This is a genomic window from Streptomyces sp. NPDC047130, from assembly GCF_040643475.1.
In the GTDB taxonomy this organism is placed as follows: domain Bacteria; phylum Actinomycetota; class Actinomycetes; order Streptomycetales; family Streptomycetaceae; genus Streptomyces.
In genome coordinates this window covers 23,293-45,677 of record NZ_JBEYUK010000024.1, presented here as the reverse complement: position 1 = coordinate 45,677, position 22,385 = coordinate 23,293, and the positions used below count along the sequence as shown (strand labels likewise).

Below are 22,385 nucleotides of genomic sequence, written 5' to 3'. Positions count from 1 at the left end.
TTTCACCTGATCGGGTCACGGACCAATCCGCCCGGCACGCGGAACCGGATTACCTCCGTGCGGGAAGAGGAGAAGGATCGGCGACGACGGCCCCGGTGGCCGCATCCGGCGCTGGGTGCGCTGAGCGGCGTGCTCGCCGGCTTCGCGTCGCTGGCAGTGGCGGAACTGGTCGCCGCAGTCGTGCGGCCCGAGTCCGGTCCGGTCGTCGCGGTGGGCGGGGCGTCCGTCGACGCGGCGCCCGCCCCGGTCAAGGAATGGGCGATCCGCCAGTTCGGCACCGACGACAAGCTGGTGCTGCTACTCGGCATCCTGGCCTCGCTGGCCGTGCTGGCACTGCTCCTGGGTGCGCTGGCCGTGCGGTTCCGGCAGGTCGGAACCGCCGGGGTCCTCCTCCTCGGAGCCGCGGGAGCCGCGACCGCCGTGAGCCGCCCCGACTCGGGGGGCCTCACCGACGCGCTCCCGTCCGTGGTGGGAGCCGCCGTCGGAGCGCTGCTCCTGCGCCTGCTGGTGGGCCGCCTGCCCCAGGTGGAGCGGTCGTCGGCGTCGGCATCCGGCTCCGCGACGGAGGAGACGGGAGGCCGTCCGCCCGCATCCGCGGGCCGGGACCGGCGGGGCTTCATGCTCACCGCCGCGTCAGCGGCAGCGGCCTCCGTCACGGTGGGCGCGGCCGGACGGTCGCTGAGCGCCTCGCGCGGTCAGGACGCCGTCGCCGACCGCCTCCGGACCGTGCTGCCCGCTCCCGGGTCACCGGCGCGGCCGGTCCCCAGGTCGGCCCGGCTGCGCGTCCCGGGGATCAGCCCCTTCGTCACCCCCACCGCGGATTTCTACCGGGTGGACACCGCCCTGGTGGTACCCGCGGTGGACGTGACCGCCTGGCGGCTGCGCGTCCACGGCACGGGCGTACGACGCCCCCGTACCTACTCCTTCGACGATCTGCTGCGCCGTGAGCTGATCGAACGGAACATCACCCTGGCCTGCGTCTCGAACGAGGTGGGCGGCCCGTACGTGGGGAACGCCCGCTGGACCGGCGTCCGGCTGGCCGACCTGCTCGCCGAGTGCGGGGTAGAGCCTCCGTCACGGGGCGGGCCGGCCGATCAGCTGGTGTCCAGGTCGGTGGACGGCATGACGATCGGAAGCCCGGTCGAGGACGTCATGGACGGCCGCGACGCCATGCTGGCGCTGGGGATGAACGGCGAGCCGCTGCCCTTCGAACACGGCTTCCCGGTCCGGATGGTCGTCCCGGGCCTGTACGGCTTCGTCTCGGCCTGCAAGTGGATCAGGGACATCGAGCTGACCACGTTCGATGCCTACGACCCGTACTGGGTCAGGCGCGGCTGGGCCCGCAGGGCCCCGGTCAAGACCGGTTCCCGGATCGACACCCCCAAGCCGTTCGCCCGCCTCCGGGCCGGCCCGGTGATGATCGCCGGGGTCGCCTGGGCCCAGCGGCGGGGCATCGGGAGAGTCGAGGTCCGCGTCGACGACGGTCCCTGGCGGGAAGCCGATCTGGCCTCCGAGGACACCCGCGACACCTGGCGCCAGTGGTCGCTGCCCTGGCGGGCCACCCCGGGCGGCCACACCCTCACCGTCCGCGCCACCGACCGCACCGGCGCGGTGCAGACCGGAAGACGCACCCGCACCGTCCCCGACGGCGCCGACGGATGGCACTCCGTCGTCGTGACCGTCGGCTGATCACCGCCACCGGGCCCCGTGCCCTCCCCCGACCACCTGACCGCAACGACCGGACGACGCGGCGTCACGCCGCACCTACCAAGAGGAGATCATGATGAACACCCGTTTCCGCCGCACCGCCGGGCTGGCCGCCGCGGCCCTCGCGCTCCCCCTGGCCCTGACCGCCTGCTCCGGCACCGGCGACGACGCGGGCACGTCCGACGCGTCGAGCACGGCGTCGGCTCCGGCATCCGGGAGCGGTGAGGACATGGGCAGCGGCGGGAAGGGCATGGCCCAGCCGTTCGGTCCGGCCTGTTCCTCCGTGCCCGAGGACGGCGCCGGCTCCTTCGACGGCATGGCCGAGGACCCGGTCGCCACCGCCGCCTCCAACAACCCGGCCCTGTCCACGCTGGTGTCCGCCGTGAAGAAGGCCGGACTGGTCGACACCCTGAACAACGCCGAGGGCATCACCGTGTTCGCGCCGACCGACGACGCCTTCGCGAAGATCCCGAAGGACACCCTGGACGCGGTTCTCGCCGACAAGGAGAAGCTGACGCAGATCCTCACCTACCACGTCGTCGGCCAGAAGCTCACCCCGGAGGCCCTGCGGAACGGCTCCTTCGACACGCTGGAGTCCTCGAAGGTCACGACCTCCGGGTCGGGCGAGTCCTACACGGTCGACGGCTCCGCCAAGGTCGTCTGCGGCAATGTCAGGACCGCCAACGCGAACGTCTACATCATCGACACCGTGCTGATGCCCAAGAGCTGAGGCCCGGGAGCTGAGGCCCGGGAGTCGACGCCGCCGCTCTCCGCCGGGCGGAGCCGACAGCCGTGTGGGGAGCGCCGCCCGTCGGGCGGGGCTCCCCACACGGTCCCTCACACCGGCAGATCGAGCACGGCGACCGGCGGTGAGGTCGGCTGCTCCGAACCACCGGCCGGCTCGACCGTGACACCGACCCCTGACGCGCCGCCGACCGCACCCTCCATGAGCACGGCCTGACTGTCACGGCCGGGCTCCATCAAGCCAGCCGAACGCATCCCGTCCCCCTCGGCGAACCACAGCTGGTAGACCTTGCCCGGCGGCGGGGCGGGCATCTCCGAGGCCACGAACACAGCCCGGTCCCGGCCGGCGGAGACCACGAGCGTGGCGGCGCCGCCCGCCACCTTCGCCGAGCGCGACCTGGCATCGGGAGCGGTCAGCACCCCGGCCAGGTCCTCGACGTACCGCTGCGCCTGGGCGGCCTCGTACCGAGCGTCCCGGGCACGCTCGTACTGCCACACCGCGGTCCCCGCGAACACGGCCGCCGCGGCCGCGGCGGCCAGCGCCCACCGGGCCGTACCCCGTACCCGCGGCCTGTCGCGGCGTGGCCGCTCCGGCCGCGCGGCACCGGGCGGCACCTGCCGCACGGTGCGGATGCGCCGCATGACCTGCTCCCGCATGGCCGGAGGCACGCGCACCGTGGTCGCCAGAGCCAGGCGCCCGGCGGTGGCCCGGAACTCGGCGACCTCCTGCCGGCAGGCGTCGCACTCGGCCAGGTGGCGCTCGAAGGCGGCACGTTCCTCGGTGTCCAGTGCGTGGACGGCGTAGGCACCGGTCAGCGCGTGCGGGTCGGTCGTCCTGGTCACGCGGTCACCCCCAGGCAGTCGCGGAGCCGGATGAGCCCGTCACGCAAACGGGTCTTCACCGTCCCCAGCGGCAGCGACAGTGCCGCGGCGACCTCTCGGTAGGTGAGGCCGCGGTAATAGGCGAGAGTGACCGACTGGCGTTGCAGCTCGGTCAGCGTCCGCAGGCAGCGCCGCACCTGCTCCCGCTCCAGCCGGGTCTCGACCTGTTCGGTCACCTCGTCGTGCATCGGCTGGTGTTCGAGCAGCGCGGCCCTGGTGTCGCGCGCCGCGGCAGCCTCCACGGAACGGACCCGGTCCACGGCCCGGCGGTGGGCGAGGGTGAGGATCCAGTTGACGGCCGTGCCGCGCTCGGACCGGTAGCGCGGGGCCGTGCGCCATACCTCCACCAGCACCTCCTGAGCCACCTCCTCCGACTGCGCCTGGTCACGCAGGACTGCCCGGACAACCCCGAGGACGGAGCCGGCCACGGCTTCGTAGACCGCGGCGAAGGCCTCCTGGTCCCCCAGCGCCACCGCGTGGAGCAGCTGTTGCAGATCGGGTCGGACAGCCGGATCGCCGCCGATGAATACCGGTTCCTTCACGATGTATCTCCCATGAGCACAGCAGGGCGGAACAGCCCCCTGTAATCCGGAGCCACGCTAGCCACGGATTGGTCGCCTGCGGGCCGCGGTCGCGGGACCACCGGCCGACGGGTGCGGTCCCGCGTGCGGGAGGGCGGGGCCGGTGCCACGATGGGGAGGTTCGTCGTTCCCCAGGGCAGGACACCGGGAAGCGGGTGCGTCGTATGGACAGGGCGGCACTGGTCGAGGCGGTCACGCGGCAGGCGGCGGAGGGCGGTGACCTGTCCGACGCTCAGGTCGGCCGGGTGATCGACGCGGTGTTCGGCACCGTCGAGGAGGCGGGCGCGATCGCCCGGGCCCTCCGGGAGGGGAAGACCGTCACCCTCGTCGGTTTCGGCAGCTTCCACCACGAGGACGGGGAGGCGGGCCTGCGCCCGGGCAAGGCCCTCAACGAGTACGTCAACGGCCAGGGCCGCTGAGCCGGCGACCGCCGATGGCCGCGCTCACGCTCCGTGTCACGGGCACCGCCTCCGCCGAGGAGGTGTGGCGGCGGTACGCCGCGCCCTCGCTCTGGCCGGCGTGGTCGCCGCAGATCCGCGCGGTGCGGGTGGCGGGTGACCGGATCGCCCCGGGTCTGCGGGGCGAGGTCGTGTCGTTCTTCGGCGTGACGGCCCGGTTCGTCGTGGAGCGCGTCGACGAGGCGCACCGGGAGTGGACCTGGCGGGTCCGGCTCGGGCCGGTACGGATGCGGCTGCGTCACGCGGTCCTCGCCCGGCCGGCCGGATCGGCGACCACGCTGCGGGTCGAGGGTCCGGCCCTCGCCGTCGCCGCGTACGCCGCTCCCGCCCGGTGGGCCCTGGGGCGCCTCGTGCGCGGGTGACGGCGGGGCGCACGGCCGCGGTGGGGCGGCACGTAGCCTTCTCCCATGCCAGCCCTCCGTCTGCACCGTGTCGCCGTGCTCGTGCTCGAGGGGGCGAAGCCGCTCGACGTCGGTATCCCCGCGCAGGTCTTCACGACCCGCGCGAGCATGCCGTACGAGGTGCGGGTGTGCGGTGCGACGCCCGGCCTGGTGACGGGTGGCGACGGCCTCTCGTACTCCGTCGCCCACGGTCTCGACACGCTCGCGTGGGCCGACATCGTCTTCGTGCCCGGCTACCGGCACCCGGACCGGGAGGACCCGCCGCGGGCCGTCGTCGACGCGCTGGTCGCCGCCCACGCGCGGGGCGCGCGGCTCGCCGCCATCTCCACCGGCGCCTTCGCCCTGGCCGCGACCGGCCTGCTCGACGGCCGGCGGGCCACGACGCACTGGCACTACAGCCGGGCGCTCCAGGCACGGCACCCGCTGGTCAAGGTGGACGAGAACGTGCTGTTCGTCGACGAGGGCAGCGTCCTCACCTCGGCCGGCGCCGCCTCCGGCATCGACCTGTGCCTGCACGTCCTGCGCGGCGACCTCGGGGTGGCGGCGTCGAACCACGCGGCCCGGCGCCTGGTCGCCGCCCCCTACCGCAGCGGCGGTCAGGGCCAGTACGTGCCGCGCAGCGTCCCGGAGCCGAAGGGGGAACGCTTCGGGTCCACCCGGGAGTGGGCGCTGCACCGGCTGGGCGAACCGCTCACCCTCGGCGTGCTGGCGCGGCAGGCCGGGGTCTCGCCGCGCACGTTCTCCCGGCGCTTCGTCGAGGAGACCGGTTACACGCCGATGCAGTGGGTGATGCGGGCCCGCATCGACCTGGCGCGCGAGCTGCTCGAACGGTCGCAGCTCGGTGTGGAGCAGATCGCCGCCGACGTGGGCCTGGGCACCGGGGCGAACCTGCGGACGCACTTCCAGCACATCCTGGGCACCACGCCCAGCGAGTACCGGCGCACCTTCACCAGGGGGGAGTAGCCGCCGCCCCGTAGCCCTGCGGCCCTGCCTCCTACGGCCGTGCCTCCTGCGGCCTTGCCTCCCGGCTCTGACTCCCTGCGGATCCGCTGTCCCGCGGCCCCGTGGCCAGCGAAGATGTGCTTGGCACGATCCTTTCGAACTGTGGCGATCTCGCCACTGTCGGCGGCGCGCGGCGCGGGCGAGGCTGGGTGGCGAAAGGAAGGGACATCACCATGACTCGCATCGCCATCAACGGTTTCGGCCGCATCGGACGCAACGTGCTGCGCGCGCTGCTCGAGCGCGACACCGCCCTCGAGATCGTCGCCGTGAACGACCTGACGGAGCCCGCCGCGCTCGCCCGGCTGCTCGCGTTCGACAGCACGTCCGGCCGACTGGGGCGTCCGGTGACCGTCGAGGGGGACGTCCTCGTCGTCGACGGCCGGCGGATCAAGGTGCTGGCCGAGCGTGAACCGGCGAACCTGCCGTGGGCCGAACTCGGTGTCGACATCGTCCTGGAGGCCACCGGCCGCTTCACCTCGGCCAAGGCCGCGGGCGCCCACCTCGACGCCGGTGCGCGGAAGGTGCTCGTCAGCGCGCCCGCCGACGGCGCGGACGTCACGCTGGCGTACGGGGTCAACACCGACGCGTACGACCCGGCGGTGCACACGATCGTCTCGAACGCCTCCTGCACCACCAACGCGCTCGCGCCGCTGGCCGCCGTCCTCGACGACCTGGCCGGCATCGAGCACGGGTTCATGACCACCGTGCACGCCTACACCCAGGAGCAGAACCTGCAGGACGGGCCGCACCGCGACCCCCGCAGGGCCCGCGCCGCCGGCGTGAACATCGTGCCGACCACGACCGGCGCGGCCAAGGCGATCGGCCTGGTGCTGCCGAACCTGGACGGCAGGCTGTCGGGCGACTCGATCCGGGTGCCGGTGCCGGTGGGCTCGATCGTCGAGCTCAACACGACCGTCGCGCGCGAGGTGTCCCGGGACGACGTGCTGGCGGCGTACCGCGCGGCGGCGGAAGGGCCCCTCGCCGGTGTCCTCGAGTACTCGGAGGACCCGCTGGTGTCCTCCGACATCACGGGCAACCCCGCCTCGTCGATCTTCGACTCGGCCCTCACCCGTGTCGACGGCCGCCACGTCAAGGTGGTGGCCTGGTACGACAACGAGTGGGGCTTCTCGAACCGTGTGATCGACACGCTCCAGCTGCTCGCGGCGGGCTGACGCGGAACGACACCGTCCCGCGCGGGCTCGCGCCCGCGCGGGACGGTGTCGTGCTCAGGCAGCCTGGAAGGAGCGCCGGGAGAAGCCGACGGAGTAACCGTCGAGCGTCGTCTGCACGGGCGCGGTGGGGTCGGTGGCCGCGCCGAGGGTGACGAACAGCGGCGTGAAGTGCTCCACGGTCGGGTGGGCGTAGGGCATGCCGGGCGCGGCGGTGCGGAAGCGGGCCAGCTCGGACACGTCGCCGCGGGCCAGCGCGTCGGCCGCCCAGGCGTCGAAGTCGGCCGACCAGCCGGGCACCTGGTTCTCCAGGAACATCTCCCGGGTCAGGAAGGGCAGCCCGTGGGTCATGTGCCCGGAGCCGACCACCAGTACCCCCTGCTCGCGCAGCGGCCGCAGCCGCCGGCCCAGGGCCAGCAGCGCGTCGGGGTCGTCGGTGGGCAGGCTGAGCTGCAGCACGGGGATGTCGGCGGCCGGGTACATGATCTTCAGCGGCACCCAGGAGCCGTGGTCCAGGCCGCGGCGGGCGTGCTGGTGCACCCGTGCGGTGTCCGGGAGCAGGCCCGTCACCTGGCGGGCCAGGCCGGACGCGTCGGGGGTGTCGTAGCGGAAGGTGTAGTACAGGGCGTCGAAACCGCCGAAGTCGTAGACCAGCTCGGCCGGCCGCGCGGCGCTCAGCGACAGCGGCGCGGACTCCCAGTGCGCGGAGACGACCAGGATCGCCTTCGGCCTGGGCAGGGCGCGGGCCCAGTCGTGCAGCGGGTTCAGCCACTCGGTCGCCTCGAACGGCATCGGCCCGCCGCCGTGGGAGAGGTAGAGGGTGGGCAGCGGCCCGTCCTCCGGCGTCCAGGGGCGGTGCGGGGCGTCGGCCTCGGCGGCCGCGGCACGGCGCAGGTGCGCGGCGAACGGGTGCGCGGCCGGTATCCGGGCGTCGGCGAGGGCGGTCGTGGTGGACGCTGGACTGGTCATGCGGACTCCTCGAGGGTGACGGCGGGCGAGGTGGGTGGCGGAAGCGGGAGACCGGCGGCGCGGACGGGGCGCCGGCGGGCCGGGGCCCCACGCGCCCGGCCCGCGGGGGGTGTCAGGCGTTCACGGGCCGGGCGGTGCGCCGGCGGCCGGCCAGCAGGTGGTCGACGCTGAAGCGTCCGGCGCCGACGGCGGCCAGCACCAGGGCGGCCGCGCCGAGGACGAGGACGAGCTCGTAGCCGCCCTGGTCGACGAAGAGGCCGGCGCCGGCGTGGACGAAGGCAAAGGCGCCGATCATGTTGACCACCAGCAGCAGTCCGACGACGGGGACGCCGAGGCCGAGGACGAGCGCCGCGCCGCCGGCGAACTCGACGACTGCGGCGAACCACGCGGCGGCCGTGGCGGCGGGCACGCCGGCCGACTCGAAGAAGGCGGCGGTGCCGTCGATGCCGTTGGTGAACAGCTTCTGCCAGCCGTGGGCGAGGAACACGAGGCCGACGGCGACGCGGCTCAGCAGGACGGCGAGGTCACGGGCGGGGGCGGGAAAGGTCACGGCGGATCCTGTCGGTGGGGGACAATGGTTGTTGCGACAACCTTCGACCATGAGAGCACAACTTGTTGCTACAACCATTCCGCGGGAGGATGTGACCGTGGACACACCTTGGCTCGACCGCCGGCAGCTGCGCGCATGGATCCGGCTGCGCGGCGTCCTGGAGCTGCTGCCGGGCGTCCTCGACGCGCAGCTGCGCCGGGACGCCGGCCTGACCGAGTTCGAGTACTACTCGATGGCGATGCTCTCCGAGGCGCCCGGCCGCACGCTGCGCATGACCGAGCTCGCCCGGCAGACCAACGCCACCCTGCCCCGGCTGTCCCACGTCGTCAGCCGCCTGGAGGCCCGCGGCCTGGTGGAGCGCTTCCCGTGCCCGGAGGACCGCCGGGCGACCAATGCCCGGCTCAGCGAGGCGGGGTGGGCAGCGGTGCGGGACGCCGCCCCCGGTCACGTGGCCACCGTCCGCGACCGTGTCATCGACGCGCTCACCGACGAGCAGGTCGACCAGCTCGCCGCCATCGGCGCCGCGCTGCTCGGGCGGCTGGACCCGACCGGGTCGATGGCCGCGACCTACACCCGCTACGACGAGCCGGAACCGGAAGCCGGTGAGCGGGCCGCCGACTGACAGGCGGAGCGAGGGCGGTCCGGTCCCGGCCGCACGGAGCACCGGCGGGGCGGGGCACCGGCGCGACGGGGCGGCCGGGCGCTCGGCGGTTACGGCCGGGCCGCGGCGGTGCCCGGGGTGGCCCGGGCGGCCCGCACGGACCGCGCGGACCGCGCGGACCGCGCGGACCGGGTGGTGAACCCGCGCTGCTGGGCCGTGGCCCGGACGAAGGAGGTGTGGGTGGGGCACGTCTCGATCACCGCGACCTCCGCGCCGGTGGTGTCGACGAGCGCCAGGCGCTCGGCGGCCGCGGGGACCTGGCCGTAGCGGTCACGCATCCCGCGCCCCACGCACACCTCGCACTCGGTGTAGGAGCCGGGCGCCAGGGGCGGCGCGGGGACCTCGACGGTGATCTCGCGGACGACCTCGACGACCTCGACGCGGGTCATCGCCGCACGCTGGGCGGCCTTGACCTCCGCGGGGTCCACCTGCGCCGGCGGCATCGTCCACCTCGCCTCGATGGCGGCGGCCCGGGAGGCGAGGTCCGCGAGCCGCTGCTCGGGCGGCAGCGCGAGACGCGCCTGGCGGGCCAGCTTCGCGGCACGGTTCCGTTCGTGCTCCGCGCGCCGCCGGGCCTTGAGCTCCGCCTGCTCCGCGGCGTCCTGCCGACGTCGCGCCTGGGCGTGCTGGACGTCGCCCGGCGTCGGTGTCCCTGCCATCCCGTCTCCTCACCAACCGGCCCGCCCGGGCCTGCTCGGCAGCAGGTTAGCGACGCCTCCCGCCGCTGCCGGGCCGTTCCACGGCGCGACCCCACGATCGGGTGTCGGGCGGCCGGAACTCGGGCGGCACGGCCGGGCGCCCGGTACCCACCGCCCGGGCTCACCGCCCGGGCTCACGGAGTCGTGGACCGAACAGAACTACGGGCGGTCGACGTGGCGTCACCGCGGCTCGGCGGCTACGGAGTCGGCCGCGCAGGCGTGAACGGTGAAGTGGGGCGCGCGACTGTCGTAGGGGGCGCCGGCGAGGTCGCCGAGGACGCGCACGTCGGTGAAGCCTGCGGCGCCGAGTTCGGCGGTCAGTTCGTCCGGGGTGAAGTGGCGGACCCAGTTGAGGAAGACGCGGTGCCGGTCGGCCTCGACGATCTCGTACTTGTCGAGGGAGACCCGTTCCCGTTCGTAGCGGTAGGTGTTGTGGAAGCCGAAGTAGGGCCGGTCGGACCAGAAGCCGTCCATGAGGGAGGGGGCGTAGGAGGCCTGCTCCGCCACGTCGGCGAAGGCCGCGGCGGAGTCGACGTCGAAGACGAAGGCGCCGCCGGGGGCGAGGTGCTCGTGGACGGTGCGGAGCAGCGCGGCCCGGCCGCCGGGCGCCAGGGCGCAGTAGTCGCGCATGATCATGATGATCAGGTCGTAGCGGATCGCCTCGCGGTAGGTGAGGTAGTCCTGGCGCAGGTGGCGGACGGGCAGGTTCTCGGCCGCGGCCAGTGCCCGGGCGTGGTCGAGCGACCGGGGCGAGAGGTCGAGTCCGGTGACCTCGGCGCCCGTGCGGGCGAGGCGGGTGGTGTACAGGCCGGGCCCGCAGCCGAAGTCGGCGACGCGGCGGCCCTCGCCGATGCCGAAGTGGTCGGTCATCCAGTCCACCGCCCTCTCCAGGTAGGCGGTCCGGTAGGAGGACAGGTCGACGTCCGGGTCGAGGTGGGCGGCGAGCATCTTCCGGGAGATGTGCGGGTCGGTCCAGAGCTCGGGGGTCGTGGTGGTGGCGTAGAGGGCGGGGCGGGCGTTGACGGCCGCGAGCTGTTCGAACACGGGGCTGCTTCCTTGCTGTGCTGTGTTGGTGCCGGAGGAGGACCGGGTGTCACCGGGTGTCGTGCGGGCAGGCGGCGGCCGGCGCTCACGGCCGACGTGGCGGAGGTCGGCCGGGGGGGGGCGGCTGTGGGCCGAACGGCGGGAAGGGGGAGGGCGCGCCTGCTGGTCACGGACATGCCGGTCGTGGGAAGGCCGGGGCACCCGCGGCCGTGGGTTCGGCGTGCGGGGTGCGGCGGGCTGCCGGGCATGGGGACTGCGGGTTCACAGGCGCATGGGGCCGATCCTACCTTCCGGCCGCCGTCGGTCCGGTGCCCGGCGGCGGCCGGAGCGGTCGGTGACGGGCTCCCCCGCGGGCGTGCCTCTCCGGGCGTCAGAGCGCCACGAGTTCCTCGGCGACGAACGCCTCGACGAGCTCCCGCGTACGCAGGTCGAAGGCCGTGTACCGCGCCTCCCGCTCCGCGCCCGTGACCGCGTCACCGACCAGCAGGTTGCCGTCGGCGTCGACCCTCTGGGGGCGTTCCTCCGCGTCGGTGAGCAGGCCGACGGTGGAGCGTGAGAAGCCGCAGTAGGAGGCGATGCCCTCGTTGAGGCCGGTCTCGAGGAAGGTCCGCATGCCCGCCGTGATCGGGTCGTCGGCAGTGGCGCCGGCCAGTCCGAGCCACAGGATGCGCTTGCCGGCGAGGCGGGGCTTGCTGCGGCCGTAGGCGAACCCGTAGTTCCAGACCCGGTCGATCCAGCCCTTGAGGAGGGCGGGCACGCTCTGCCAGTACACCGGGAAGACGGCGACGACGGCATCGGCGTCGAGGATGCGCCGCATGTGGGTGTGCGCCTCTTCCGAGTACGTCTTCTCGCGGTTGCCCCAGTCCGGCTGGTCCGCCACGGTCATCCGCGGGTCGAACCCCTCGGCGTGCAGGTCGAGCAGGTCGACGCGGTAGCCGGCGGTTTCCAGCTGGGCGGCGGCTCGGCGGGCCGTGTGCGCGGTGAGCGAGTCGGTGCGGTGGTGTGCGACGACGACGAGGGCTGTCCTCGCACGGCTGTCGTGCTGCGTCACGGTGTCTCCCCAGGGGTCTCGGGACGGGTCCCGGTCGGTTCGTTCGGGTACGGGTCCAGTTCAGCCGTGACGGCATGGATGATCCATGGGAGAACCGCTCCGAAACATTGGCGATCGTCTACCGTGCCGTGTATGGATCCGTTGAGTTCGCTGCTGAGCGGGATTCGGGCCGAGGGCTCGGTCGTGTGCCGCGTCGTGCTCGCGGTGCCCTGGGCCGTCCGTTTCGCCGACATCGCGCCGCTCACCATGATCAGCGTGCTGCGGGGCGGGGGCGTCCTGCTGCTGCCGGACGGGACGAAGCGAGCGATCGGCCCGGGGCACACCGCCCTGGTGCGCGGGCCAGGACCGTTCCATCTCGTGGACCACCCCGCCACGTTGGACGGCACGCACACGGCGTACGAGATCAGCTGCTGCACGGAGAACCCCGAGTGCGCCGCCGAGGAACTCGACGGCATCCGGTGGGGCGACGACGCGGAGGAGGCGACCGCGCTGATCGTGGGCGCCTACCGCGCCTCGGGCCACCGTCACGAGCGGCTGCTGCGTGCCCTGCCGCCCGTGGCGGTGGTCGAGGAGGACGCCGGGGTCTGTTCCTGGCTGGAGACGGCCGCCGCCGAGGCCGCCCGCCTCTCGGCCGGTTCGCAGGCGCTGATGGACCGGCTCCTCGACTGGGCCCTGGTCTGCACGTTGCGCTCCTGGTTCGACCGGGCGGGCGCCGACGCGCCCGGTTGGTACCGGGGTCTCGCCGACCCGGTCCTCGCGCCCGCGCTGCAGTCCTTCCACGACCGGCCCGCCGAGCCCTGGACGGTAGCCTCCCTGGCCGCTCGGGCCGGCGTCTCCCGGGCGCTGTTCGCCAAGCGCTTCACCCGGCTGATGGGCCGTCCGCCCCTCGCCTACGTCACCGAGTGCCGGATGGCCGAGGCCGAGGCGCTGTTGGTCGACACCGACCTCGGCATGGCGCAGATCGCCAGGTCCGTCGGCTACGCCGACGCCTTCGGCTTCAGTGCCGCCTTCAAACGCCACAACGGCCGAAGCCCCAGGGCCTATCGCGCCGCGGCGGCGGTGACGGCGTCCGGCTCCCTCGCGACGAGGTAGACGGGGCGCCGACGGCAAGGGCACCGGGGCCGGCCGAACGCGGAGGGCCCGCCCCTCCCTGCGGGGAGGGGCGGGCCCGGACGTGCGCTCCGCGGGTCAGTCGACGTAGGTGATCTCCGACGCGGAGTAGATGCAGTGGGTGCCGTCCGCGCCCGAGCCGATCTCGCTCGGCTCACCGCTCGTGGTGCCCCTGTACTTGGTGCAGATGTCCATGTCGCGATCGCCGTCCTCGTAGATCGTGACGTCCGAGATCCGCGCCGTGTCGCCGTAGTTGGTGTTGATGCCGACCAGGCTGGTGCCCGGGGCTGTCGCCCAGATGTTCTGCAGCTGGATGTGGCGGGCGTTCTGCGTGGAGCAGTTGCCGCAGGAGCGGACCAGCTTGCCGAAGTCGTCGACCTGGAAGTTCTTCACGACCAGGGTGCCGACGCCGTTGTGCTGGAACACCTTGTCCTCGGCCAGCCTCGCGCCACCGCCGTCGATGGTGCGGACCGTCGAGGAGGAGCCGCCGCGGAAGGTCGCGGCGTCCTCGCCGACGTCCTCCCACCAGACGTTCTTGATGGTGCACCTGCCGGCGCAGTGCACGCCGTCGGCGGCGGGGGCGCCGAGGATGACGTTCTGCAGGGTGGCGCCGTCCGCGAGCCTGATCATCGGGGGCTGGTCCTCGTCCTGGCCGCCGCTGCCCAGGTCGCCGCTGCCGTACAGGCGCTTCATGCCGCCGTCGTAGGTGCCCGTGACCTCGATGGTCGACGAGACCGCCTGGCTGCCGTTGGCGGTCGGCCAGGACGGCCGGCTGGTCGGCGGGTCGGTCGGCTGGGTGGGCGGGTCCGTCGGCTCGGTCGGCGGGTCCGTGGGGACGGTGCCCGACGCCGTGAAGGTCCAGCTCTTGCTGGTCACGGAGTCGCAGGAGTTCTGCTGCACCAGGGCGCCGGAGGCGGTCGAGCTGTCCTTGACGTTCAGGCACTTGCCGCCGTTGCTGTTGACGACCCGGTAGGTGTTGCCGCTGACCGAGGTCAGGTTCCACACCTGGGTGGCGCTGCCGGCGCAGTTCTGCTGCTCCACCGGCTTGCCCGCGCTGGTGGAGGCGTCCCGCACACCGGCGCACTTGGCGCTGTGCGCGGCGGTCAGGGTGTACCCGCTGCCCGCGGCGGTGAGCTTCCAGGTCTGGCTCGCGGCTCCGGTGCAGGCGCTCTGGGCGAGCTGTGTGCCCGCGGCGGTGCCGGCGCCCGGCACCGTCAGACACAGACCGCTCGCCGCGTTCTTGAGGGTGTACGAGCCCGCGGCGGGTGCGGCCGAGGCCGAGCCGGTCGCGAAGAGGGCCGTGAAGCCCGCGGCGAGGAGCGAACCCGCGGCGACGAAGACTGCGGCGGCTCGGCCGCCACGCCTTCTGACGTGCTGTTTCTCAGTGCGCACTGGCTATTCCTTTCACCGCCTGCGGCGTCCTCCGCAGGCACCTGTGGGGGTTGGTGCGGTGGTGAAGGCCGGTTCCCGACTCCGGAACAGGATTCAGCCCGGTGAACTACGTTCGTGTATGCGAACAGCCGTGACGGTAGGTCACCCGGATGGCGCGGTCAATAAGTTGAGCGGAAGGATCAGTCCCTCGTCGGTTGCACCAGGTTGTGTGACGGCTGTTGACAGGCGCGGGTGCCGCTGGGTTGATGAGGGAGGGCGATGGGAGCGCTCCCATCACCTTGGTGTACAGCCCCCTGGTGTACAGCCCCCTGGTGTACAGCCCCCTGGTGTACAGCCCGCCCCACCGACGTCGGAAGGGACGTTCCGTTGCGCCTCCCCCACGTGTTCCGCCGCAGACGAGGACTCGACGCCCGAGCGGGCGCCCGGCGCCGCTCGGGGCTGACGGCCCTGGCCGGAGTGGTCCTCGCCGGCGCCCTGCTGCCCCTGTCGGCCTCGTCCTCCGCCTCCGCCGCGCCCGCCTTCGCCTACGGCGAGGCGCTGCAGAAGTCGCTGCTGTTCTACGAGGCCCAGCAGTCCGGCCGCCTGCCGGACTTCAACCGCGTCGGCTGGCGCGGGGACTCGGGCCTGGACGACGGCAAGGACGCGGGTCTGGACCTCACCGGCGGCTGGTACGACGCCGGTGACCACGTCAAGTTCGGGCTGCCCATGGCGTACTCGGCGACGATGCTCGCCTGGGGCGGCATCGAGCAGAAGGCCGCCTACGCCTCCTCCGGCCAGCTCGAGCACCTGCGGAACAACCTGCGCTTCGTCAACGACTACTTCGTCAAGGCGCACCCCTCGCCGAACGTCCTCCACGGCCAGGTCGGCAACGGCGGGGACGACCACAAGTGGTGGGGGCCGGCCGAGGTCATGCCGATGGCCCGGCCCGCGTACAAGATCGACGCGTCCTGCCCCGGTTCCGACCTCGCGGGCGAGACCGCCGCCATGGCGGCGTCCTCCATGGTCTTCCGCGACTCCGACCCGGCGTACGCGGACAAGCTGCTCACCCACGCCGAGCAGCTCTACACCTTCGCCGACACCTACCGGGGCAGGTACAGCGACTGCATCACCGACGCGCAGGCGTACTACAAGTCCTGGAGCGGCTACCACGACGAGCTGGTCTGGGGCGCGGTCTGGCTCCACAAGGCGACCGGCGACGCCTCGTACCTGACCAAGGCCGAGACGTACTACGACAACCTCTCCACCGAGCCGCAGAGCTCCACCCGCTCCTACCGGTGGACGATCTCCTGGGACGACACGTCCTACGGCTCCTACGTGCTGCTGGCCAAGCTGACCGGCAAGCAGCGGTACGTCGACGACGCCAACCGCTGGCTGGACTGGTGGACGAGCGGGGTGAACGGCCAGAAGGTGCGGTACTCGCCCGGCGGGCAGGCCGTCCTCGACAGCTGGGGTTCCCTGCGGTACGCGGCCAACACCGCGTTCGTCGCCCTGTCCTACTCCGACTGGCTGACCGGCGACGCCGAGCGCAGGCAGCGCTACCACGACTTCGCCGTCCGGCAGATCAACTACGCGCTCGGCGACAACCCGCGCAGGTCGAGCTACGTCGTCGGCTTCGGGGCCAACCCGCCCACCAAGCCGCACCACCGCACCGCGCACGGCTCCTGGACCGACCAGATCACCAACCCGGCCGAGAGCCGGCACGTGCTGTACGGCGCGCTGGTCGGCGGTCCGAGCGCCCCGGACGACGCGTACACCGACGACCGGTCCAACTACACCAACAACGAGGTCGCCACCGACTACAACGCGGCCTTCACCGGTGCGCTGGCTCGCCTCTACGCGGAGTACGGCGGCGCGCCGCTCGCGAGTTTCCCGCCGGCGGAGAAGCCGGACGGGCCCGAGATGTCCGTGCAGGCCTCGGTGAACGCCACCGGCCCCACCTTCACCGAGATCAAGGCGTACCTGGTCAACAGGTCGGCCTGGCCCGCGCGGGCGCTGAACGACGCGTCGCTGCGGTACTACTTCACCCTGGAGGACGGCGTCACGCCCGGCCAGATCACCCTGACCACCAACTACAACCAGTGCGGCAGGGTCAGCGGGCCCACGCAGTTCAAGGACGACGTGTACTACGTGACCGTGGACTGCTCGGACACGGTGATCGCCCCGGCGGGCCAGTCGGCGTACCGCAAGGAGGTCCAGTTCCGGATCGCCTCCGCCGGCGCCTGGAACCCGGCGAACGACTGGTCGTACCAGGGCATCCCCACCGCCTCCGGCAGCACGCCCGTCGACGCGGCGAACATCGTGCTGATGGAGGGCGCGGCCAGGCAGTGGGGCGCGACCCCGGACGGGACGACGCCCACGCCCGGCCCGACGCCGACCCCCACGCCGACGCCCACGCCCACACCGACGCCCACGCCCACGCCGAGCGGTCCGTGCTCGGTGACGTACAAGGTCGGCAGCTCCTGGGGCAGCGGCTTCACCGCCGAGGTCGTGGTCAGGAACACCGGGACGGCGGCGATCACCGGCGGGTGGAAGCTGGGCTTCACCTTCCAGGGCGGTGAACGGATCACCAGCGCCTGGAACGCCACCGCCACCCAGTCCGGGGCCGACGTCACCGTGACCAACGCCGCGCACAACGGCGGCATCCCGGCGGGCGGCACCGCGTCGTTCGGCTTCCAGGGCACCGGGACGCCGGTGGGCGCGAGAACCTTCGCGCTCAACGGGCAGAGCTGCGGATAGGCCCCTCGGGCCGGCCGCCGGGCCCCGCCGACGAGGCGGGGCCCGGCGCCGGCGGCGTGTCGCCCGGCAGATGACGGCGGCGGAGGCGGGTGAAGGCGGTCGGGCCGGCGCGGTGCGGGAGGGCTTCCTTGATGCGCTGTGCGCAGGCGCGCGGGGTCGCCGTGCCGGTGTCGCACTCCAGGTCGTAGTCGCCGTGTGCGTGCACCAGGTCGTACTGGTGCGCGGCGAGGCCCGTGGGGCGGTCGCCGCGGGCCCGCTCGCGGCGGTTCAGTTCGTCCAACGGGCAGCGCACGCCGACGAACAGGACGTCCTCGGCCGGCAGAACGGCCAGGCAGTCGAGCAGTCGCCACGGCTCGCTCAGGACGTGATCGACCACGACGCCGTTGCCCACGCCGGCCATGGCCGCGATCGAGCGGTGGAAGCCCATCCTCGTCCGCCGCAGCGCGGCGTCCAGTTCCTCCGGTGCGAGCTCCCGCCTGCTGCGCATCGCGTTGAAGCCGTCGACGGCGAGGTGGAAGTAGACGCCGTCGTCGAGGATGTCCAGGAGCTCCCGGGCGATGCTCGACTTGCCCGAACTGGAGGTGCCGTAGAGGAAGATGATGCGTCCGGATGCCATGTCGGCATGGTCACACGGCGTTGCGTCGGCGATCCGCGTCGCCGGCCCAGGGGAGCCGGTGAGCTGTGCGCCTCGCTGACCGGCCCGCACAACCTGCTGTTCGCCGCCTGGCTGCGCTCGGTCGAGGATCTGCACGCGTTCGAGTCACGGCTGCTGGCGCCGTTCCCCGGGCTGACGGTCGTCGACCGCGCGGTGACGCTGTGGCCGGTCAAACCGGCGGGGCACCTGTTGGACCCGCAGGGCTTCCGCCTCGGCAGCGTGTCCCTCGGCCGCTGGGACGGCGCGGCGCCCCAGGCGGCCGGGGAGGGTCTGCTGAGTCGCCTGCGGAGCACAGCGGCGCGCGAGCGCGGCGGGCTCGGGGTCCCGGGCGGCGATCGCGCGTAGCTGCCCGCCGGGAGGGCGACAGGGTGACGCCCGAACGGCCCCTGCGGCTGGGCGGGAAGGGTGAAGCCGCATCCGACCGACCGCGTCACCGTGGTGGAAGCGGGCCCGGCCGAAGAGGCTGTCACCGGCAGGGAAGCCTGTCACACGCACAGGGACTCGGTGGGCGACGGGGGTGGGACGTGGGCATCGTCAAGGACCATCCCGAGCTGGCGCTCTTCCTCTGTCTCTCCGCCGGCTACCTGCTCGGAAAGCTGCGGGTGGGACCCATCACGCTGGGCGGGATCGCGGGCACCCTCATCGTCGCCCTGCTGGTGGGGGCGTGGACGAAGGTGACGGTCTCCGACGACGTCAAGACGGTGTTCTTCGCCCTCTTCATCTTCTCCCTCGGCTACATGGCCGGTCCCCAGTTCTTCGCCAACCTCAACCGCCGGGGACTGCGGTTCGGCGTGCTGTGCCTGATCGAGCTGGTGTGCGTCGTGTCGATCGCCTTCGGGCTGGCCAAGGCGTTCGACCTGGACGTGGGCACGGCCTCCGGCATCCTCGCCGGGGCCGCCACCGAGTCGGCGGTGGTCGGCACGGCCACGGAGGCCATCGGCAAGCTGCCGGGGCTGTCGGCCGACCAGATCGACCGTTACCAGGGCCACGTCGCGACGGCGTACACGGTCAGCTACCTGTTCGGGCTGATCACCATCGTGCTGTACAGCAGCCAGATCATGCCCCTCATGCTGCGCATCGATCTGCGTGACGCGTCCAGGCAGCTCTGGCGGTCGATGCAGGGCGGGAGGGCGGCGCTGCAGAGCGACGAGGTGGCCGGGCTGCCCGGCCTGGTCGGCCGTACCTTCCGGGTGACGTCGGGGGACGGCATGCGGGTGCGGGACGTGCAGGAGCTGGACGGTGGGCTGGTCACCGTGGAGGCGGTGCGGAGGGGTACCAGGACGCTTGCCGTGGAGCCGGGGCTCCGCCTGGCGCGGTCCGACCTGGTGCTCGTGGTCGGCCGCCGGGCCGCGGTGATCGACGTCGGCGGGCGCGTCGGTGAGGAGACGGCGGGCATCCCGGGGGTGGAGACGCCGCTCGCCACCCGGCAGGTCGCCGTCACGGAGAAGGCCACGGCGGGACTGACCATCGACGAGATGAGGGCGCGGCACCCCGAGTTCACCGCGGCCGGCGTGTACGTCACCGAGGTGGTCCGCAACGACCAGCACATGCCCGCCTCCGGTGAGACGGAGCTGGCGCGTGGTGACGTCCTCACCCTGGTGGGGGCGCGGGCCGGGCTCGACCGGCTGGTGCGGCGGATCGGCGCGGTGGTACGCAACGACGCGGCGGATTTCGTGTACATCGGTCTCGGCATCGTCGTCGGCTCGCTGCTCGGCCAGGTCGAGGTGCGCGCGGGCGACGTACCGCTGTCCCTGGGGACCGGCGGCGGATGCCTGATCTCGGGGCTGGTCTTCGGCTGGTTCCGTTCCCTGCGGCAGACCTTCGGGGCCTTTCCCGCGCAGGCGGCGTCGACACTCAAGGACATGGGCCTCGCCGTGTTCATCGCCTGCACGGGTCTGGTGTCCGGGCCGCACGCCTGGCCCCTGCTGAAGCAGTACGGCGTGCTGCTGCCGTTCGCGGGCATCGCCATGGTGCTGATTCCGGCAACGATCTCCCTGGTGGTCGGCCTGCGGCTGCTGAGGATCGAGAAACCGCTGCTGATCGGCGCCATCGCGGGTCAGCAGTGCTCGACCCCGGCCATCACCGCGGTCAGCCAGGTGGCCCAGTCGACGGTGCCCCTGCTCGGCTACACGATCACCTACACCCTCTCGAACTTCCTGCTGCCGCTGACGGGCCCGGTCCTCGTCGGTGTTCTCGGCGGCTGAACGCACCTGCTTTCCGTAAGGGAGTCCCGCATGTCCCCCACCAACTTCTCCCGCCAGGAGATCGAGGCCCTCGCCCGGCTCTCCCCGTTCGAACTCAAGGACACCTTCGTCCGGCTCGCCGAGGAGTACCAGCGGCACCGGCCGGGGCAGAAGGACAAGTCGGGTGCGCAGATGCTGAACGCCGGCCGGGGCAACCCCAACTGGGTGGCCACGGGGCCGCGCGAGGCGTTCTATGCGCTCGGTTACTTCGCCCTGGCGGAGTCCCGCCGGGTGTGGACGGCCGACGACCTCGGTGGCATGCCCGAGCGGCAGGGCGCGGGAGGCCGTTTCGACGCCTTCGTGCGGCAGCACCCGGAGCTGCCCGGCATCGACCTGCTGAACCGGGCGGTCGCCCACGCCCTGGACCGCTTCGGGTTCGACAAGGACGCCTTCGTGCACGAGCTGACGGACTCGGTCACGGGGGACAACTATCCGGTGCCCGGGCGGATCCTGCCGCACACCGAGCAGGTCGTCCGCGCCTACCTCGGCGAGGAGCTGCTGGGCGGGCGCCCGCACGACGGCGACGGCCTCGGCCTGTTCGCCACCGAGGGCGGGACGGCCGCCATGTGCTACATCTTCGACTCCCTGACGAAGAACGGGCTGCTCGCGCGGGGTGACCGGATCGCCCTGATGGTGCCCGTGTTCACGCCGTACATCGAGATCCCCGCGCTGGACACCTACGGTTTCGACGTCGTGCTGGTCGAGGCGAGCCGGATGGCCGAGGTCGGGGTACGGGAGTGGCGGTATCCGCCGGAGGAGGTCGCCAAGCTGGAGGACCCGAGCATCAAGCTGGTGTGTCTGGTCAATCCCTCCAACCCGCCCTCGCTCGCGCTCAGCGACCGTGTCTCCGAGCAGCTGCGCGACATCGTCGCGACGAGGAACCCGAACCTGATCGTGGTCACCGACGACGTGTACGGCACCTTCGTCGAGGGTTTCCGCTCCGTCGCGGCCGATCTGCCCCGCAACACGCTGCTGGTGTACTCGTACTCCAAACACTACGGAGCCACCGGGTGGCGGCTCGGGGTCATCGCGCTGCACGACGACAACGTCATCGACGAGATGATCGCGGCGCTCCCCGCATCCGAGAAGGTCCGGCTGGACGAGCGGTACGGCAGCCTGAGCCTGGAGCCGGGGAGCATGCGCTTCCTCGACCGGCTGGTCGCCGATTCCCGTCAGGTCGCCCTCAACCACACCGCCGGCCTGTCCCTGCCGCAGCAGGTGATGATGACGTTGTTCTCCCTCTTCGCCATGCTGGAGGAGGGCCAGGCCTACAAGCACAAGGTCCGCTCCATCGTGCGGCAACGGCTGGACCTGCTCCTCGAAGGCGCACGGATGAGGATCGGCGAGGACCGGAAGCGCGCCGGCTACTACGTCGAACTGGACCTGCTGGCCGAGGCGGAGCGCACCCACGGCCGGGAGTTCGCTGACTTCCTGCGGCAGCGGTACGAGCCCATCGACCCGCTCATCCGCCTCGCGGAACGGACCGGCGTCGTGCTGCTGAACGGCGGTGGTTTCGACGGTCCCGAATGGTCGGTGCGCGTCTCCCTCGCCAATCTGGACGATCTGGACTACCTGAAGATCGGTCACCACGTGCGGGAGATCTTCGACGCCTACGCGGCCGAGTGGCGTTCGTCGGCGGGGACGGAGTGAGGACGACGGTGCCCCGCTGCCGCCCCGGGTCGCCTCAGGTGGTGGTGGGCCAGGCGCGCAGCAGGGTGGCGATGTCGCGTGCCGTGCAGGCCGGGTCCAGGAGCAGGTCCTTCAGGGCGACGGCGTCCTCGCGGGTGGGTTTGACCGTGACGCCCGCGGCCTCGAGGTACATCACGCCGGTGGCCGCGGCGACGGCCAGGTTGGAGCGCTCCAGCCAGCGGCAGCGGCCCAGCGTGTGCACCAGGGCGGCGGCCTTGGCGTAGGGGCCGTCGTAGACGGGCTGCTCGAACACCTCGGCCTGGTGGCGGGCGACCGCCGAGACCGGGACGCCGTAGTCGTCGGGGGCGGGGTCGTCGGCGCCGGCGGCCTCGGCCACCTGCAGGATCCAGGGGACGTCGATGTGCAGGTGCATCAGGCGGCACGCGCTCCCCGGGGCGCCTGCGGCGGCCGGGTTTCCTCGGCCTCGTCGAAGACGTCCTGGTGGTCGGCGAGGAAGCGGGCGGCGGCGTCCACCGCGCGGGCGCGCAGTCCGCTGGTGTCGTCCTGCACCAGGCGGGCGAGGTAGTCGCCGACGCTCAGGCCGAGGTCGGCGGCGCGCCTCCTCGCGAGTTCCGCGACGTCCTCGTCCACGCGTGCACCGAGTTGTGTTTTCGCCATACCCGGCATGGTAACAGCCGTTACC

Annotated in this window: 23 protein-coding genes; 12 read left to right on the top strand and 11 right to left on the bottom strand. The window is 72.8% G+C overall.

Annotation, left to right across the window (positions count from 1 at the left end):
• The first annotated feature begins 57 nt into the window (after positions 1 to 57).
• Entirely contained in the window at positions 58 to 1,689 is a 1,632-nt protein-coding gene (locus ABZ836_RS24275; RefSeq protein ID WP_361145361.1) for a molybdopterin-dependent oxidoreductase, read from the top strand.
• Positions 1,690 to 1,783: 94 nt separating this feature from the next.
• On the top strand, positions 1,784 to 2,437 hold the full coding sequence (locus tag ABZ836_RS24270; RefSeq protein ID WP_356133560.1) for a fasciclin domain-containing protein: 654 nt from the start codon (positions 1,784 to 1,786) through the stop codon (positions 2,435 to 2,437).
• Between the two features lie 107 nt (positions 2,438 to 2,544).
• Here ABZ836_RS24270 and ABZ836_RS24265 read toward each other — a convergent pair whose 3' ends face one another.
• Together ABZ836_RS24265 and sigK are read right to left on the bottom strand one after the other, a co-directional pair.
• Positions 2,545 to 3,294, bottom strand: coding sequence for an anti-sigma factor (locus ABZ836_RS24265; RefSeq protein WP_356133476.1), 750 nt, complete (start codon positions 3,292 to 3,294; stop codon positions 2,545 to 2,547).
• On the bottom strand, positions 3,291 to 3,875 hold the full coding sequence (gene sigK / locus ABZ836_RS24260; RefSeq protein WP_356133474.1) for an ECF RNA polymerase sigma factor SigK: 585 nt from the start codon (positions 3,873 to 3,875) through the stop codon (positions 3,291 to 3,293). Before sigK ends, ABZ836_RS24265 begins: the two co-directional genes overlap by 4 nt.
• A 203-nt stretch (positions 3,876 to 4,078) precedes the next feature.
• Between sigK and ABZ836_RS24255 the strand changes: the two genes are divergently transcribed.
• The 4 genes from ABZ836_RS24255 (at position 4,079) to gap (ending at position 6,947) form a co-directional block, all read left to right on the top strand.
• Positions 4,079 to 4,333 carry an HU family DNA-binding protein gene (locus tag ABZ836_RS24255; RefSeq protein ID WP_356133472.1) on the top strand — a complete coding sequence of 85 codons (255 nt, stop codon included), beginning with the start codon at positions 4,079 to 4,081 and terminating at the stop codon, positions 4,331 to 4,333.
• 14 nt (positions 4,334 to 4,347) lie between these two features.
• Positions 4,348 to 4,734: an SRPBCC family protein gene (locus ABZ836_RS24250; RefSeq protein ID WP_356133470.1), complete on the top strand. Its 387-nt coding sequence runs from the start codon at positions 4,348 to 4,350 to the stop codon at positions 4,732 to 4,734.
• A gap of 45 nt (positions 4,735 to 4,779) precedes the next feature.
• Positions 4,780 to 5,736: a helix-turn-helix domain-containing protein gene (locus ABZ836_RS24245; protein WP_356133468.1), complete on the top strand. Its 957-nt coding sequence runs from the start codon at positions 4,780 to 4,782 to the stop codon at positions 5,734 to 5,736.
• Between the two features lie 212 nt (positions 5,737 to 5,948).
• The gene (gap, locus tag ABZ836_RS24240) at positions 5,949 to 6,947 is read left to right on the top strand and encodes a type I glyceraldehyde-3-phosphate dehydrogenase (protein WP_356133467.1); all 999 of its coding nucleotides are present in this window, start codon (positions 5,949 to 5,951) and stop codon (positions 6,945 to 6,947) included.
• Between the two features lie 54 nt (positions 6,948 to 7,001).
• Here the strand turns inward: gap and ABZ836_RS24235 are convergent, their stop codons facing one another.
• Together ABZ836_RS24235 and ABZ836_RS24230 are read right to left on the bottom strand one after the other, a co-directional pair.
• The gene (locus tag ABZ836_RS24235; protein WP_356133466.1) at positions 7,002 to 7,913 is read right to left on the bottom strand and encodes a class III extradiol ring-cleavage dioxygenase; all 912 of its coding nucleotides are present in this window, start codon (positions 7,911 to 7,913) and stop codon (positions 7,002 to 7,004) included.
• 112 nt (positions 7,914 to 8,025) lie between these two features.
• Entirely contained in the window at positions 8,026 to 8,463 is a 438-nt protein-coding gene (locus tag ABZ836_RS24230; RefSeq protein WP_356133465.1) for a DoxX family protein, read from the bottom strand.
• A gap of 97 nt (positions 8,464 to 8,560) precedes the next feature.
• Between ABZ836_RS24230 and ABZ836_RS24225 the strand changes: the two genes are divergently transcribed.
• Complete coding sequence (locus ABZ836_RS24225; protein WP_356133463.1) at positions 8,561 to 9,085, top strand: MarR family transcriptional regulator; 525 nt, start codon at positions 8,561 to 8,563, stop codon at positions 9,083 to 9,085.
• An 89-nt stretch (positions 9,086 to 9,174) separates the two neighbouring features.
• On the opposite strand, the gene ABZ836_RS24220 is transcribed toward ABZ836_RS24225, so the two are convergent.
• The 3 genes from ABZ836_RS24220 to ABZ836_RS24210 form a co-directional block, all read right to left on the bottom strand.
• A complete protein-coding gene (locus ABZ836_RS24220) occupies positions 9,175 to 9,783 on the bottom strand; it encodes a hypothetical protein (protein ID WP_361145353.1) in 609 nt (202 codons plus the stop codon).
• Positions 9,784 to 10,002: 219 nt separating this feature from the next.
• Entirely contained in the window at positions 10,003 to 10,866 is an 864-nt protein-coding gene (locus ABZ836_RS24215; protein WP_361145350.1) for a class I SAM-dependent methyltransferase, read from the bottom strand.
• A 370-nt stretch (positions 10,867 to 11,236) separates the two neighbouring features.
• Positions 11,237 to 11,917, bottom strand: coding sequence for an NAD(P)H oxidoreductase (locus ABZ836_RS24210; RefSeq protein WP_361145348.1), 681 nt, complete (start codon positions 11,915 to 11,917; stop codon positions 11,237 to 11,239).
• Positions 11,918 to 12,040: 123 nt separating this feature from the next.
• Between ABZ836_RS24210 and ABZ836_RS24205 the strand changes: the two genes are divergently transcribed.
• On the top strand, positions 12,041 to 13,009 hold the full coding sequence (locus tag ABZ836_RS24205) for an AraC family transcriptional regulator (RefSeq protein ID WP_361145346.1): 969 nt from the start codon (positions 12,041 to 12,043) through the stop codon (positions 13,007 to 13,009).
• 96 nt (positions 13,010 to 13,105) lie between these two features.
• On the opposite strand, the gene ABZ836_RS24200 is transcribed toward ABZ836_RS24205, so the two are convergent.
• The gene (locus ABZ836_RS24200) at positions 13,106 to 14,419 is read right to left on the bottom strand and encodes a pectate lyase (protein WP_356133457.1); all 1,314 of its coding nucleotides are present in this window, start codon (positions 14,417 to 14,419) and stop codon (positions 13,106 to 13,108) included.
• Positions 14,420 to 14,785: 366 nt separating this feature from the next.
• Between ABZ836_RS24200 and ABZ836_RS24195 the strand changes: the two genes are divergently transcribed.
• Positions 14,786 to 17,155, top strand: a complete 2,370-nt coding sequence (locus tag ABZ836_RS24195) for a glycoside hydrolase family 9 protein (RefSeq protein ID WP_361145344.1) — start codon at positions 14,786 to 14,788, stop codon at positions 17,153 to 17,155.
• Here the strand turns inward: ABZ836_RS24195 and ABZ836_RS24190 are convergent.
• Positions 17,133 to 17,771, bottom strand: a complete 639-nt coding sequence (locus ABZ836_RS24190) for an AAA family ATPase (protein WP_361145342.1) — start codon at positions 17,769 to 17,771, stop codon at positions 17,133 to 17,135. The genes ABZ836_RS24195 and ABZ836_RS24190 overlap by 23 nt on opposite strands.
• A gap of 6 nt (positions 17,772 to 17,777) precedes the next feature.
• Here ABZ836_RS24190 and ABZ836_RS24185 point away from each other — a divergent pair, with 6 nt between their 5' ends.
• The 3 genes from ABZ836_RS24185 (at position 17,778) to ABZ836_RS24175 (ending at position 21,703) form a co-directional block, all read left to right on the top strand.
• Entirely contained in the window at positions 17,778 to 18,155 is a 378-nt protein-coding gene (locus tag ABZ836_RS24185; protein WP_361145340.1) for a hypothetical protein, read from the top strand.
• 179 nt (positions 18,156 to 18,334) lie between these two features.
• A complete protein-coding gene (gene aspT / locus ABZ836_RS24180; protein WP_356133449.1) occupies positions 18,335 to 20,014 on the top strand; it encodes an aspartate-alanine antiporter in 1,680 nt (559 codons plus the stop codon).
• A gap of 30 nt (positions 20,015 to 20,044) precedes the next feature.
• Positions 20,045 to 21,703 carry a bifunctional aspartate transaminase/aspartate 4-decarboxylase gene (locus tag ABZ836_RS24175; RefSeq protein WP_356133447.1) on the top strand — a complete coding sequence of 553 codons (1,659 nt, stop codon included), beginning with the start codon at positions 20,045 to 20,047 and terminating at the stop codon, positions 21,701 to 21,703.
• 34 nt (positions 21,704 to 21,737) lie between these two features.
• Here the strand turns inward: ABZ836_RS24175 and ABZ836_RS24170 are convergent, their stop codons facing one another.
• Positions 21,738 to 22,115, bottom strand: a complete 378-nt coding sequence (locus ABZ836_RS24170) for a fic family toxin-antitoxin system, toxin component (protein ID WP_361145336.1) — start codon at positions 22,113 to 22,115, stop codon at positions 21,738 to 21,740.
• A complete protein-coding gene (locus tag ABZ836_RS24165) occupies positions 22,115 to 22,360 on the bottom strand; it encodes a hypothetical protein (protein ID WP_361145334.1) in 246 nt (81 codons plus the stop codon). The genes ABZ836_RS24170 and ABZ836_RS24165 overlap by 1 nt, the downstream gene beginning before the upstream one ends.
• Positions 22,361 to 22,385: the final 25 nt, after the last annotated feature.

What these genes read in the sequence shown, in the direction of transcription:
- ABZ836_RS24270 (WP_356133560.1), top strand. Translation starts at nt 1,784, where the DNA reads ATGAACACCCGTTTCCGCCGCACCGCCGGGCTGGCCGCCGCGGCCCTC.
- ABZ836_RS24255 (WP_356133472.1), top strand. Translation starts at nt 4,079, where the DNA reads ATGGACAGGGCGGCACTGGTCGAGGCGGTCACGCGGCAGGCGGCGGAG.
- ABZ836_RS24250 (WP_356133470.1), top strand. Translation starts at nt 4,348, where the DNA reads ATGGCCGCGCTCACGCTCCGTGTCACGGGCACCGCCTCCGCCGAGGAG.
- ABZ836_RS24245 (WP_356133468.1), top strand. Translation starts at nt 4,780, where the DNA reads ATGCCAGCCCTCCGTCTGCACCGTGTCGCCGTGCTCGTGCTCGAGGGG.
- gap (WP_356133467.1), top strand. Translation starts at nt 5,949, where the DNA reads ATGACTCGCATCGCCATCAACGGTTTCGGCCGCATCGGACGCAACGTG.
- ABZ836_RS24235 (WP_356133466.1), bottom strand. Translation starts at nt 7,913, where the DNA reads ATGACCAGTCCAGCGTCCACCACGACCGCCCTCGCCGACGCCCGGATA.
- ABZ836_RS24220 (WP_361145353.1), bottom strand. Translation starts at nt 9,783, where the DNA reads ATGGCAGGGACACCGACGCCGGGCGACGTCCAGCACGCCCAGGCGCGA.
- ABZ836_RS24190 (WP_361145342.1), bottom strand. Translation starts at nt 17,771, where the DNA reads ATGGCATCCGGACGCATCATCTTCCTCTACGGCACCTCCAGTTCGGGC.
- ABZ836_RS24185 (WP_361145340.1), top strand. Translation starts at nt 17,778, where the DNA reads ATGGTCACACGGCGTTGCGTCGGCGATCCGCGTCGCCGGCCCAGGGGA.
- ABZ836_RS24175 (WP_356133447.1), top strand. Translation starts at nt 20,045, where the DNA reads ATGTCCCCCACCAACTTCTCCCGCCAGGAGATCGAGGCCCTCGCCCGG.
- ABZ836_RS24170 (WP_361145336.1), bottom strand. Translation starts at nt 22,115, where the DNA reads ATGCACCTGCACATCGACGTCCCCTGGATCCTGCAGGTGGCCGAGGCC.
- ABZ836_RS24165 (WP_361145334.1), bottom strand. Translation starts at nt 22,360, where the DNA reads ATGGCGAAAACACAACTCGGTGCACGCGTGGACGAGGACGTCGCGGAA.